Origin of the sequence: Sulfurovum sp. TSL1 (genome assembly GCF_019972135.1) — a bacterium.
Classification (GTDB): Bacteria; Campylobacterota; Campylobacteria; order Campylobacterales; family Sulfurovaceae; genus Sulfurovum.
This window is the reverse complement of the sequence record NZ_BPFI01000001.1, coordinates 1,581,477-1,594,281: the sequence shown is the minus strand read 5'-3', so window position 1 is coordinate 1,594,281 and position 12,805 is coordinate 1,581,477. Positions and strand designations below refer to the sequence as shown.

Genomic DNA, 12,805 nt, shown 5'->3' with positions numbered 1-12,805 from the left:
CGGATTATCATTGGGCTTGATAGATCGCAGTCAGGTGGTCCATTTTTTTACCCATATTAAGCAGTGCCATATCTGCCAGTGTCAGTGCCATCATCGCTTCACATACCACAGCACCCCTGATGGCGACACACGGGTCATGTCTTCCTTTGAGGTTGCATTTTACCTCTTCATTGTGGGTCGTGATCGTTTGTTGCTCTTGAAAGATAGAAGGTGTCGGTTTGAAGTGTGTCTTCACCACGATCGTATCTCCATTGGAGATGCCTCCCAGCATACCGCCGGAGTGGTTTGAGGTAAAGCCATCCAGGGTAATTTCATCATTGTTCTCACTACCTTTGAGGTGGGTACTGGCAACACCATCGCCTATCTCTACCGCTTTAGCTGCATTGATGCCCATCATCGCTTCTGCAAGTATCGCATCGAGTTTGTAGTAGAGCGGTTCACCGAGTCCTATGGGGACGCCTGTAGCCGTAGTAAGGACCACGCCACCTACAGAGTCATGATTCTCTTTTGCTGTCAGGATGGCTGCTTCCTGTGCCGCTTCTTTTGCAGGGTCAAGGGCATACATCTTGGAACTTTTTGCATATTCAAAATCCTGCACTTCCCCTTTGATCCCATCGACTTCACAGAGACCGCTCTGGATGGAGATACCGAGCTCTTTGAGCATCAGCTTTGCTATGGCACCGCCCGCTACGCGTGCAGCGGTCTCTCTGGCTGAACTTCTCCCCCCGCCACGGTAGTCTCTTAGGCCATATTTGTGAAAGTAGGTAAAATCCGCATGCCCGGGACGAAAGAGATCTTTCACATTTTCGTAATCTTTGGATTTTTGATTGGTGTTGAAGATGATCATAGCGATAGGCGTACCTGTACTCACGCCTTCAAATGTCCCAGAAAGGATCTCCACTTTGTCCGCCTCTTTACGTCCTGTTTCCAGTTTTGATTTACCGGGTTTTCGTCTGTCAAGTTCACTTTGTATAAAAGCTTCATCTATTTTCAGTCCGGCAGGTACCCCATCCAGTATGCAGCCGAGTGCTTTACCGTGGGATTCACCAAACGTGGTAAGGGTCAGTTTTTTTCCAAAGGTGTTCATGCTTTTAGTTCCTTTAATGCCAGTTCGGCTGCTTTTTGCTGTGCTTCTTTTTTACTTTTACCTTTGGCTGTCGCAATGGTCTTGTCATCGAGGGTGACTGCGATCACGAACTCTTTTTTATGGTCTGGTCCCGAAGAGTCCAAAAGCGTATAGTTCGGTGTCACGCCGTGGGTTGCCTGTGTGAGCTCCTGTAACGCTGTTTTGTAATCTTTTGAGAGAGAGTCAAGGTCGATTTTTGGATGACTCTCTTCCAGGAGTTTGATCGATATCTCTTTGGCCGTAGCTAAACCGGCTTCAAGGTAAATCGCACCGATGATCGCTTCAAAGGCATTGGAAAGCAAGGAAGGTTTGTTGCGACCGTTGTTGTTCTCTTCTGCCAGTGAAAGGTAGATATAGGAACCCAGATCGAGTCTTCTGGCCAAAAGTGTGAAACCGCTTTCGTTGACCAGTGAAGCACGGATCTTTGAAAGTACACCTTCATTCGAATTGGGGAATTTGGAGAAAAGGTACTCTCCTACAATGAGGTCGAGTACGGCATCTCCCAAAAATTCAAGCCGCTCATTATTGTAAGGCTTTTTGTAACTCTTATGGGTCAGAGCCTCAATAATCAATTGCTTATTTTTAAATGTATAGTTCAGTCGTTCTTCCAGTTGACTGTAATCATTCATAGATTTCTCCTATAGTGTTAATTTTATTCTTTCTGCTTCATTACGGGCCAGTTCGTCACAACGTTCATTTTCAGGATGGCCATTATGCCCTCTGACCCAAGTGCCGCATATAGTGTGAGGGCTTGATATTTCAAGATACTCTTTCCATAGGTCTACATTCTTCACTTTGGCAAAGTTCTTGCGCACCCATCCGTCCAGCCATTCATTGATGGCTTTGACCACATAAGAGCTGTCAGAGATGATCTCTACATCACAAGGCTCTTTCAGAAGCTTCAGCCCCTCTATCACAGCCTGAAGTTCCATACGGTTGTTGGTGGTATGCGCATCTCCGCCAAAGTACTCTTTACGGACTCCCTTGAATTCCAAAATACCCGCATAGCCGCCGGGGCCTGGATTTCCCAGGCTGGAACCATCAGAGTAAAGAGTAATCTGTTTTCGGGCTTGATTTTGCAATTTTTTCCTCAACTTTAACAGAATTTATCGCCATACAATTCGGACAGCGCTTGAAAGAGACAGGGAAACTCTGTTTACATTTTTGACAGAGATAGGAGAAGACCAGGTCTCCCTCTTCAAAGCCATTTTCTCTTGCAGTAGCTAACATATCTACACTGAAAATACCACTTTCTTTTGCAGGTTTTTGCAGATAACCTTTCGCATAGTAAAGTGTTTGCAGCTGTTTATTTGATGTGATTATATCTAAATCGAGTTGTGAATTCGGTAAGAACCAAAGGACGTCAAGAAGCTCTTTGATGCGTTCGGGATCAATGCTCTCCCAGGCACTTTTGGTATCAAGGAATAAAAGTGCTTTGATGATGTGCCTGTAGAGGCTCGGGGCCTCTTTTAAGAGCTGTTTGAGTCTTTCCACTTTTTCCGGTATGGCTAAGGTCTTATTGACAAGGAGTTCTGAAAGATCCAGAAATTTTTCAAGTGATGTTGTCTCTTCTCCTAGCATTGTCAGAGGGCCTAAGACCTCTTTGGCTTTATCGTATTTTTGCATAATCTCATAGACGATCCCCAATTCATAAAGGGCTTGAACATTACGGGGTTTCTTGCGTAGAACTTCTGTGTAAATGGATTGGGATCGTTCCAGAAACCCTGCATGAAGATAGGTACTGCCCAGACGTTCCATCAGTTCTATTTTCCCTGAATCATGGGTAATGTTTTTAATCAGGAACAGATAAATACTGATAGCCTTGTGATACTCTCCGGCATTTTCAAATGCTTTTGCCAGTAGGGTAAGCGGTTTAAGCATATGAGGCTCAAAAGGCATGTCCGCGGTTTCCAAAGCACACTCGGCAGTGTCAAATTTTTCTAGGAACTTGAGCAGGTTCCCTTCCTCTTTTTGCTGTTTATGCAGCCCCCATCCATAGGTAACGAGTGCGATGATGAGAGAGATCACAACAATAAGCATAATACTGAAAAGAGGGTCATTATACGCAGGTAATATATGTTCCAAAATAATCCTTAAGAGAAACAAAGCAATGGGGGAAAGGTTAAAATAACCAGTTACAGGCGCTTTACTCTGTTTACGTCCTTAAATTATATCTAATTAGATATAATTTTAGAATGATAGATAATGCCTCGATAGAATCTTTAAAAAACAGTATTGACATTGTAGATGTGATAGGTAGCTTCATAGAGCTGCGTAAAGCCGGAGCGAACTACAAAGCCAACTGTCCTTTTCATGGAGAAAAAACCCCTTCTTTTGTTGTCAGCCCGAGTAAACAGATCTATCACTGTTTTGGTTGTGGCGTAGGGGGAGACAGCATTAAATTCGTGATGGAGCTGGAAAAACTCTCCTATCCTGAAGCGATAGAAAAACTTGCTTCCATGCATAACTTTTCATTGACCTACAGCAAAGGAAGCTCGGACTACTCTGATGCAAAACGTGTACTTGAAGCCGTAGGTCATTGGTATGTGAAAAACCTTCATCACAATGAAACAGCGATGAAGTATCTGCTTGACAGAGGCATATCCCAAAATTCCATTGAAACGTTTGAGATAGGATATGTGCCAAGCGGAGGTGAAGTGATGCAGTTTCTGCAAAGGACTCTGCTTCCTTTGCCCAAGGCAGCAGAAGCAGGGATCATCGCCCAAAATGAAAACGGCAGCGGTTATTATGCACGTTTGGTGGAGAGGATCACTTTTCCTATCTATTCTACCAGCGGTTCTTTGGTCGGGTTTGGCGGCAGGACCATTACGAACCATCCTGCAAAGTACATCAACTCTCCTCAAACAAAACTCTTCAATAAGTCGAGACTCCTTTATGGGTATCATTTGGCAAAAGAGAGCATCTATAAGAACAAAAAGATCATTGTATGTGAAGGGTATTTAGATGTAGTGATGTTCCATCAGGCAGGCTTTAAAGAAGCGGTCGCCGGGATGGGAACCGCATTGACGCCGGAGCATTTGCCTCTGCTGCGCAAAGGAGATCCAAAAGTGATCCTGGCGTACGACGGTGACAAGGCGGGTATAGCCGCAGCACTGAAAGCGGCCCAGATGTTGTCAGTGGCAGGTTTTGATGGCGGTGTAGTACTTTTCCCTGACGGACAGGATCCTGCAGACCTCATAGCCAAAGGGCAGAGTGAGAGCGTAGCGAAATTGCTTCGCAATGCCAAACCGTTGATCCCTTTTGTGCTGGAGATGATCGTATCTATGTATAATCTCAATGACCCTCGAGCCAAAGAAGCCGCCTTCGGCGCCCTGAAACAGTATTTGGAGACACTCAGCCAGATCATCAAAGATGCGTATATTCCCATGGCAGCGACATTGGTGGGTGTAGCCCCTTCTCTTTTTGGTAAAGAGGCCAATGTAGCCAGGGCAAGAGAAAGTTTTACACAAAAAAGAGATGATATAGGATATTTAAGTATTTTAAAAACACTCATCGAAAATCCTAACCTTATAGATAATGTACTTAGCGTGATGGATACGACCATGTTGGGGGAGTACACCGCACTTTTTACAGCATTGATCAATGGGGAAGACGAGCACCCCGGGCTGGTAGGTTTAAGTATAAATGAGAGTATCAAAGCAATGGATGAAAAGGAGCTCAATAGTGCCCTAATCAACATACTTACGATACACTATAGAAATAAATTGCAGAGTATACCAAGAGATACAGCGATAGCGGCAGAGAAGAAAACATTTTTGCTTAAAAAGATAAAACTGGATATACTTCCAAGACTGAAAAAAGGTGAGCTAGTAGCGTATGACTCACTTCATTAATCGTTGAGAAGGAAAGAAAATGGCAACAGCATCAGCAAGACACATATTGGTCAATGACGAAGCACTCTGTAAGAGCCTCAAAGAGAAGATAAATGCAGGGGAGATCACCTTTGAAGATGCAGCAAAGCAGAATTCCACTTGCCCTTCAGGTGCAAGAGGCGGAGATCTTGGAAGATTTGGCCAGGGACAAATGGTACCGGAGTTCGACAGAGTCGTTTTTAACGATGAGGTGGGTAAAGTACACGGTCCTGTGAAAACACAATTTGGGTACCATCTGCTTGAAATAACAGAACGTGCGTAAAAACTCTGCACAAGATAGGTAAAATATACCTATCTTGTGCTAGAATCCTATGTTCACATCTTTGGGGCATTAGCTCAGCTGGGAGAGCGCTTCGCTGGCAGCGAAGAGGTCATCGGTTCGATCCCGTTATGCTCCACCAAACTTCATGGAATCATCCAACTGCACTTTCCGAACATCTATAAATATGCTAAAATAGATCATACGTATATGGATTCGGTGTAACCTTTTTGATACACTAAAAACAGCATAAGTAAATATAATGCATTATGTTTAGAATTGTCATATTAAATTAATGTAAATGATTTATAATACATGATACTTTTGTAAACATGCTACACCTGTCGTGAGATGGGGTCAGAAAGCCATGGGTCTTGAATGCTATTATGTCATATAGCGAATGAAAAGATCGCCAGGTCACACAATCAGTAGAACAACTTAAGAACTATTTCAAGGTATGCCATGCTCGACAATATGCACTTTTATGATTTTATGCACAAACAGATACTTGTGGTGATCGCACTGTTTGTCGGTACCGGCATGGGGTATCTGTATATGGGGTGGCTCTACTCTTATTCGTTTCTTCCTGAACTTTTATGGTTTTCTTTTGTATTGGTACTCTCATATTGGGGATATAGATTACATAGGAGTTTCTTAGAGCATGATCTTAACATGCAGCAAAAAGAACAATGGCTTGGGCAGCTGAGATACTTTCTATTCAGTTATTTCTCTGTTTGGACGATCATGTTTCTGATCTATACATCACGCAATGATATAGAATTACATTATGTAGCCATAGCAACACAATTGGGCGTTACAGTTGTTTCGGCAACCATTTTGGCTTCACAAAAAAAGCTCGCTCTGTTTACTCTGGTCACACTGATGCTGCCTTTGACCATCTATTTTATCCTGGTAGGTGAGTTTTACAGCTATCTATTGGCTTTTTTTACGATCGTTTTAGGCGGTGTTTTGCTCTATGCCGCGCACAATACCTTTAATTATCTCATTAAAAGTCAATTCCAGGCTTATCATGATGCTTTGACGACACTCGGGAACAGACGCTATTTTATCGAACTTTTGAATGACGCTATGAAAAGCCAAAAACACGATCATCAACATATTTATCTGTTATTGATCGATCTTGATCATTTTAAGACCATTAATGATACTTTGGGCCATGATATCGGAGATATGCTGCTTTGTCAGGCAGCAGACCGTATGCGCGCTTTGAGTAAACAGCACCACAATTTTGTATCCCGTCTTGGCGGAGATGAGTTTTGTGTTCTGAGTACTTCCTTCGCAACTGAGCAGGAGTGTCTTCATCATGCCTCTCAGTTTGCAGAGGAGTTACTGGCATTGATCAGAGAAAGTTACCATATAGAAGAGCATTATTTATATATCAGTGCGAGTATCGGTGTGAGTATTATCAGTGACCCGAAGATGGAAGCCGGTAATTTTATCAAAGAAGCGGACATCGCCATGTATGAGGCCAAAGGGAAGGGAAGAAACGGCATTATCTTCTTCAATGAGACACTTGCAAAGCATGTCGAATGGAAACTTGAGATAGAACGTTTATTGCATTTCTCGCTTCAAAACAATGAAATAACATTGACCTACCAGCCACAGTACAATGCGGAGAATGAAATTATCGGTTGTGAAGTCCTTTCCCGTTGGGATAACGAAACATTGGGAGAGGTCACTCCGACTGAATTTATACCGATCTCGGAAAAAACGGGGTTCATTATAGAGTTGGGATTTTATATATTAAAAGAGGCATTTCTCACATTGAAAGAATGGGAAGAAAAGGGTATTTTGTTGCAACAGATGTCTATTAACGTCAGCATGAGACAGCTTTTTCATTATCATTTTATCAATGATGTGAAACATCTTTGTGACACCTATCTTAGCAAAGAACAACGCTCAAAGATCGTCTTTGAGATCACAGAGACTTCCGTTGCAGAAGATATCACAAAACTGATCAAAAACATGAAGATCCTTCAAAATTACGGTATTCGTTTTTCAATGGATGACTTTGGAACAGGGTACTCCTCTTTAAGTTATCTTCGACAGTTACCTATCAATGAGATCAAGATCGACAAGTCGTTTATCTCTGAATTGCATCATCTTGAAGAGGGTGAAGACAAATGTTTTGTTGAAACGATCTTTACCATCGCTAAAAACCTCAAGTTGAAGATCGTTGCCGAGGGGATTGAGAATGAAGAACAGCGCAAGTTTCTTGTAGATCAAAAATGCGATATTTTACAGGGGTATTATTTCTCAGGACCAGTGATTGATGAGGCATTTGAAAGACTCTTCCTGGAGGCAATCCATAGGAAAACTTTGAGTAGTGTTGATGATTTCATCGCTATGATATAGGTTAAGGCTTACCTGATGTTTATTCAATGGGATTTTGTATACAATAGAACAGTATAGGGTTAATTAAATGGATGGTGACCCCACGGAGACTCGAACTCCGGTAACATGGATGAAAACCATGGATCCTAACCGCTAGACGATGGGGCCACATAATGTTGATAGATTACAAGTTAAAAATGGTGACCCCACGGAGACTCGAACTCCGGTAACATGGATGAAAACCATGGATCCTAACCGCTAGACGATGGGGCCATCTGTAACTTGTGGATGGCATTATATAGATAGGGCGCTTAAAAATCTCTTAAGATAGGATATAATTTATCTAAAATAAGGAAAAAAATATGGATTTTAAAAGAACCGTTTGGATTTTTATTACGGCTTTTCTTTTGAGTGGCTGTGCATCTAAAGAGTATGTACAACAAAATTCTGCCTACATCATATTTAAAACCCCTACCTTTAAGTATGCAGATATGGGGTTCATCTATGAGAATGAAGAGGCGTTGAAAATCGAGATCTACAGCAGTGGGCATCCACTCATGTCTCTGGAGATATCCGGGACTTCAGTATGTATGAGTCTGTTGGAATGTATGGGGAAACGTGCCTTTAACAAAGAAGTGCTCAGTGCTATGTACCCGGATGATATACTGGACAATATATTTAGAGGTAGACCTCTGTTGAACGGTACCGGATTAGAAAAAAAGGGTGACGGGTTTACACAGAAGATCGTAAAAGAAGATAAATACAACATCGATTATAGTGTTTTAAACAAGCAGATTATTTTCCGTGATACAATCAATTCTATACTTATACAAGTGAAAAAACAATATTAAGGTACAACGATGACAAAATATGTCGGTGCACATGTAAGTGCAAGCGGAGGTGTAGATAATGCACCACTCAATGCAATGGCCATAGGAGCGAAAGCCTTTGCACTTTTTACGAAAAACCAAAGACAATGGGTTGCAAAATCCTTAGAGACAAAAACGATAGATGCATTTCATCAAAATCTTGAGGCTTCTGGTATCTTGCCTAAACACATTTTACCGCATGACTCTTACCTTATCAATCTGGGACATCCTGAAGCAGACAAACTCGAAAAATCAAGAGATGCCTTTATTGATGAGTTGGAACGTTGCCGTATCCTGGGGCTTGACAGGCTTAATTTCCACCCGGGATCGCATTTGACTAAGATCCCTAAAAAAGACCCTGAATACCATGACAAGCTCATGCACGCAGAGCTGCAGTGTCTTGATGTGATAGCAGAATCCTTAAATAGAGCCATAGAAGCGACAAAAGATTCCAATGTCAAACTGGTCATAGAAAATACCGCAGGACAGGGATCCAATCTTGGGTATAAGTTTGAACATTTGGCACACATCATAGATAAGGTAGAGAATAAAAGCCGGGTAGGCGTTTGTATCGATACCTGTCATATGTTCACAGCAGGATATGATATCCGTACGAGAGAGACCTATGATGAAACATGGAGCAGTTTTGATAAAGTCGTAGGAAGAGAGTATCTTATGGGTATGCATATCAATGATTCCAAACCGAAGTTGGGTTCAAGAGTGGACAGGCATGACTCGTTAGGTCAGGGAGAGATCGGATGGGATGCTTTTAAATTCATTATGAATGACCCGCGTATGGATGACATACCCCTTGTCCTGGAGACGATCGATGAATCGATCTGGGCGCAGGAGATCACTGCACTTTACGGGTTGGTCGAAGCATAAATATATCATGTTTGTAAGAGGCAGAAAAAAGGATGGGGAAATGCTGAAAGGTTTGGCACTAGGTGTGATCACAGGTCCGGTGGTGATGGCAGTCGGGTATACGTTCCCCGAGCAGTCAATGAACCCGGTACTTGCAAATGTTGATGGGTTTTCCGAAGGTGGTGCATTCTTAACCTCGATGGGTATATCTTACGAGTATTAAGATGGATTACAAGTTTAGCAACTTTTATGAACTGATCACCTTTCAGGCAAGAAAACGGGGCAAGAAAGTTGCACTCTTTGTGGATAAAGAGAAAATCACCTATAGCGATATTTTAACAGCTGCAGACAAGTTGGCTGCTTTTTTTGCGCACAAAGGGGTAAAAAAGGGTGACAAGATCGCATTTTTTTTACGTAACTCTCCGGAGTTCATCTATACGATCTTTGCCGCTTCAAAACTAGGGGCGGTTGTCGTACCGATCAACACCTTTTTGAAAGAAGAGGAACTGACGTATATTTTAGAAGACAGCGGGGCATCGGTTCTTGTAGCATCTGCACTCCACGAGAAAGTTGTCAACAGCTCTAAAGCAGGTCACGTATGTAGGTTACTGGTTTGGGAAGGGGAGAAGCGTGTCCGGGGAGAACAACACTACACTTTTGATGAAGCATTAAAAACAGACCTGTCTGTAGCCCATACAGATACTGCCTTGGAAGATACAGCAGTGATCATTTATACTTCAGGTACAACAGGAAAACCCAAAGGGGCGATGTTAAGCCATAAGAACCTCTTTTCAAACGGAAGTTCCGGGATGAGGCACATTGATGTGACACCCAGAGACAGGGGGATCGTATTTCTTCCCATGTTCCACTCTTTCACATTTTCCATCGCTGTGATGCTTCCTCTGTATGTAGGCATGAGTATCGTGATCATCAAATCGATACAGCCTTTTTCCAACATCTTTAAACAGACGCTGTTAAAACGGGTGACACTCTTTTTTGGTATTCCCGATGTCTATAATGCTTTAGCCAAAGCGAAACTTCCATGGTATTTTATGTGGTTTAACCATGTACGTGCATTTATATCAGGGGCAGCAGCGCTGCAGCCTAAAACACTGGATGCGATGGCAAAGAAATTTAAACGGGCAGCGCTGCTGGAAGGGTACGGACTGAGCGAAGCAAGCCCTGCTGTCAGTATGAATACGTTAAAAAAACAAAAAGCGGGATCCGTAGGTACGGCACTCTATGGGTATGAGATAAAGATCGTGGATCAAGAGTTGAATGAGGTGCATCATGGAACTGTCGGAGATATCATTGTCAAAGGTGATAATGTGATGCAGGGGTATTTGAACCGTCCTACCGCGACCGATGAGACCATCATTAACGGGTGGCTGCTTACGGGTGACGTAGGATATATGGATGAGGAAGGGTTTCTGTTTATCGTAGATAGAAAAAAAGATCTCATTATTTCAAAAGGCATCAATATCTATCCCCGTGAGGTAGAAGAGGTCATAGACAGGTTTGAGGGAGTAGGTGCATCGGCAGTGATCGGCATGCTTGATGAGAAGCATGGTGAAGTCCCTGTCGTCTATATAGAACTTGAAGAGGGTGTAGAGAAGCTTGATGAAGAGGGGTTAAAAAAATATATGAGAGAACACCTGGCAAATTATAAAATACCCAGACAGATCCATCTGATTCAGGCACTCCCTAAAAATGCCACGGGTAAAGTACTGAAAAGAGCACTCAAAGAGTGTCTAGCAAGTGATGTGTGATCACTGTACAAAAAATAAGGTGAGGTAAAAGAACATAATGAAAGCCATCCTCAATGGAAAGATATTGCATGATGACAAGATCGTCGAAGATAAGGTACTTTTGTTTGATCATAAGATCGTCAATATCGTAGAAGAAGCAGATCTTACAGGTATTGAAACGATCGATGCCAAGGGTGCTTACATCAGTGCAGGCTTTATCGATCTGCATATACATGGAAGCGGTGGCGCAGATGTGATGGATGCTACACCGGATGCCTTGGAAACGATCTCTTCGACCCTGCTTCAAACAGGGACCACTTCGTTTTTGGCCACGACCATGACAATGTCAAGTAGGGCTATTGACAAGGCTTTACAAAACATACAGCTGCATGGCGATAGGGTCAGCGGTGCGAAGCTGATTGGCATTCATCTTGAAGGTCCCTTTATCAATGCAGAGAAACATGGTGCACAAGACAAAGCCTATGTTCAACCACCGAACATGGCACTGATAGAAAACTATATGAACGAAGTAAAAATGATCACACTGGCACCTGAAATAGAGGGTAGTGAGCATTTTGTAAAGCAGTTGACAAATGAGTATCCTCATATTATCCTCAGTATCGGGCATTCTGATGCAAGTTATGAAGAGAGCCGGGAGAGTTTTGCCTGGGGTATCTCTCATGCCACCCATCTCTTTAATGCCATGAACCCTTATCATCATAGAAAACCCGGCATCGTAGGTGCCGTACTTGACTCGGATGTGACCTGTGACATGATCGCCGACCTGGTACATACCCACCCGTCGACACTTGAACTGGTACAGAAGATCAAAAAGGAGAAGCTTATTCTTATTACCGATGCGATGCGGGCAGGTTGTATGAAATGCGGCATCTATGATCTGGGTGGACAGCGTGTTGAGGTCAGTGAAGGCAAGGCGGTACTTGAAGACGGTACGCTTGCGGGTTCTGTACTGAAGATGAATGAAGCATTGTCAAATATGAAGGAACATACCTCTATGGACCTTGTCGAGATCATCAATGCGGTGACAAAGAGTCCTGCGAGAAAAATGGGGATACCTAAAGGTGAATTACGGGAAGGCTATGATGCAGATATAGTCATCTTTGATGAAAATTTCAGTATCATATCAACCCTAGTGAACGGTGAAGTAAAGTATAGAAGGTAGAGAGATGTTCGGATTTTTAAAACGTAAAATAAGAGAGATAAAGTCACCTGTTGATGGACAGGTCGTAGCACTTGAAAGTGTGCAGGATGATGTCTTTTCACAAAAACTTGTAGGTGACGGTGTAGCGATCATCCCTATGTCAGATGTGTTCAGTGCTCCCATAGACGGGAAGATCACAAAAATATTTTCTACGAACCATGCCTATAGCATTAAAAGTACAAAAGATCTAGAGGTCATGGTACACATCGGTTTGGAGACTGTGGCACTTGAAGGCAAAGGTTTTGAACGCCTTGCCAACGAAGGAGACGAGGTGAAAGCAGGAGATCCTATTATCCGTGTTGACCTGTCCTACATTCGTGAGCATGCCAAAGATATCATCACGCCGGTGATCATTTCTGAGGAGAGTGATGTGAAAAGTATCGATAAACGATTGAATATCGTAAAAAGCCAAGATATCATTATGGAGGTGAACTAATGCCAATGAATGACAATATCTATTATTATGTGA

13 protein-coding genes, 3 tRNA genes and 1 riboswitch are annotated in these 12,805 nt (G+C 42.7%); of the genes, 10 read left to right on the top strand and 6 right to left on the bottom strand.

All coding sequences use genetic code 11. The features are described from left to right. Positions 1–7: 7 nt before the first annotated feature. The 4 genes from aroC to LDM98_RS07800 are packed head-to-tail and all read right to left on the bottom strand — an operon-like array spanning position 8 to position 3,211. Positions 8–1,087, bottom strand: coding sequence for a chorismate synthase (gene aroC, locus LDM98_RS07815; protein WP_223898859.1), 1,080 nt, complete (start codon positions 1,085–1,087; stop codon positions 8–10). Further along, on the bottom strand, positions 1,084–1,755 hold the full coding sequence (rnc, locus tag LDM98_RS07810; protein ID WP_223898858.1) for a ribonuclease III: 672 nt from the start codon (positions 1,753–1,755) through the stop codon (positions 1,084–1,086). Before rnc ends, aroC begins: the two co-directional genes overlap by 4 nt. Positions 1,756–1,764: 9 nt before the next feature. Continuing rightward, positions 1,765–2,208, bottom strand: coding sequence for a ribonuclease HI (rnhA, locus tag LDM98_RS07805; protein WP_223898857.1), 444 nt, complete (start codon positions 2,206–2,208; stop codon positions 1,765–1,767). Then, positions 2,168–3,211 (bottom strand): lipopolysaccharide assembly protein LapB, encoded by a 1,044-nt coding sequence (locus LDM98_RS07800; protein ID WP_223898855.1) that lies wholly within the window; start codon positions 3,209–3,211, stop codon positions 2,168–2,170. Before LDM98_RS07800 ends, rnhA begins: the two co-directional genes overlap by 41 nt. A 110-nt stretch (positions 3,212–3,321) precedes the next feature. Between LDM98_RS07800 and dnaG the strand changes: the two genes are divergently transcribed. From dnaG to LDM98_RS07780, 4 genes are all read left to right on the top strand, one after another. Continuing rightward, positions 3,322–4,980 carry a DNA primase gene (gene dnaG, locus LDM98_RS07795; protein ID WP_223898853.1) on the top strand — a complete coding sequence of 553 codons (1,659 nt, stop codon included), beginning with the start codon at positions 3,322–3,324 and terminating at the stop codon, positions 4,978–4,980. A 19-nt stretch (positions 4,981–4,999) separates the two neighbouring features. Further along, positions 5,000–5,281 carry a peptidylprolyl isomerase gene (locus tag LDM98_RS07790; protein WP_223898851.1) on the top strand — a complete coding sequence of 94 codons (282 nt, stop codon included), beginning with the start codon at positions 5,000–5,002 and terminating at the stop codon, positions 5,279–5,281. 63 nt (positions 5,282–5,344) lie between these two features. Then, positions 5,345–5,420, top strand: a tRNA-Ala gene (locus LDM98_RS07785). A 182-nt stretch (positions 5,421–5,602) separates the two neighbouring features. Further along, positions 5,603–5,703: riboswitch (cyclic di-GMP riboswitch) on the top strand. A gap of 37 nt (positions 5,704–5,740) precedes the next feature. Beyond that, positions 5,741–7,654, top strand: a complete 1,914-nt coding sequence (locus tag LDM98_RS07780; protein WP_223898849.1) for a bifunctional diguanylate cyclase/phosphodiesterase — start codon at positions 5,741–5,743, stop codon at positions 7,652–7,654. A gap of 72 nt (positions 7,655–7,726) precedes the next feature. Here LDM98_RS07780 and LDM98_RS07775 read toward each other — a convergent pair. Together LDM98_RS07775 and LDM98_RS07770 are read right to left on the bottom strand one after the other, a co-directional pair. Further along, positions 7,727–7,801: transfer RNA gene (locus LDM98_RS07775), tRNA-Glu, on the bottom strand. A 30-nt stretch (positions 7,802–7,831) separates the two neighbouring features. After that, positions 7,832–7,906, bottom strand: a tRNA-Glu gene (locus LDM98_RS07770). 89 nt (positions 7,907–7,995) lie between these two features. Between LDM98_RS07770 and LDM98_RS07765 the strand changes: the two genes are divergently transcribed. Genes LDM98_RS07765 through LDM98_RS07740 form a run of 6 tightly spaced genes read left to right on the top strand, consistent with a single transcriptional unit; the run spans position 7,996 to position 12,772 of the window. Beyond that, positions 7,996–8,484 carry a hypothetical protein gene (locus LDM98_RS07765; RefSeq protein ID WP_223898847.1) on the top strand — a complete coding sequence of 163 codons (489 nt, stop codon included), beginning with the start codon at positions 7,996–7,998 and terminating at the stop codon, positions 8,482–8,484. A gap of 9 nt (positions 8,485–8,493) precedes the next feature. After that, positions 8,494–9,387, top strand: coding sequence for a deoxyribonuclease IV (gene nfo, locus LDM98_RS07760; RefSeq protein WP_223898846.1), 894 nt, complete (start codon positions 8,494–8,496; stop codon positions 9,385–9,387). Between the two features lie 40 nt (positions 9,388–9,427). Next, on the top strand, positions 9,428–9,589 hold the full coding sequence (locus LDM98_RS07755; protein WP_223898845.1) for a hypothetical protein: 162 nt from the start codon (positions 9,428–9,430) through the stop codon (positions 9,587–9,589). A gap of 1 nt (position 9,590) precedes the next feature. Beyond that, entirely contained in the window at positions 9,591–11,135 is a 1,545-nt protein-coding gene (locus LDM98_RS07750; protein WP_223898844.1) for a long-chain-fatty-acid--CoA ligase, read from the top strand. A 37-nt stretch (positions 11,136–11,172) separates the two neighbouring features. Then, a complete protein-coding gene (gene nagA, locus LDM98_RS07745; RefSeq protein WP_223898843.1) occupies positions 11,173–12,297 on the top strand; it encodes an N-acetylglucosamine-6-phosphate deacetylase in 1,125 nt (374 codons plus the stop codon). A 4-nt stretch (positions 12,298–12,301) separates the two neighbouring features. After that, complete coding sequence (locus tag LDM98_RS07740; protein ID WP_223898842.1) at positions 12,302–12,772, top strand: PTS glucose transporter subunit IIA; 471 nt, start codon at positions 12,302–12,304, stop codon at positions 12,770–12,772. Positions 12,773–12,805 lie beyond the last annotated feature (33 nt).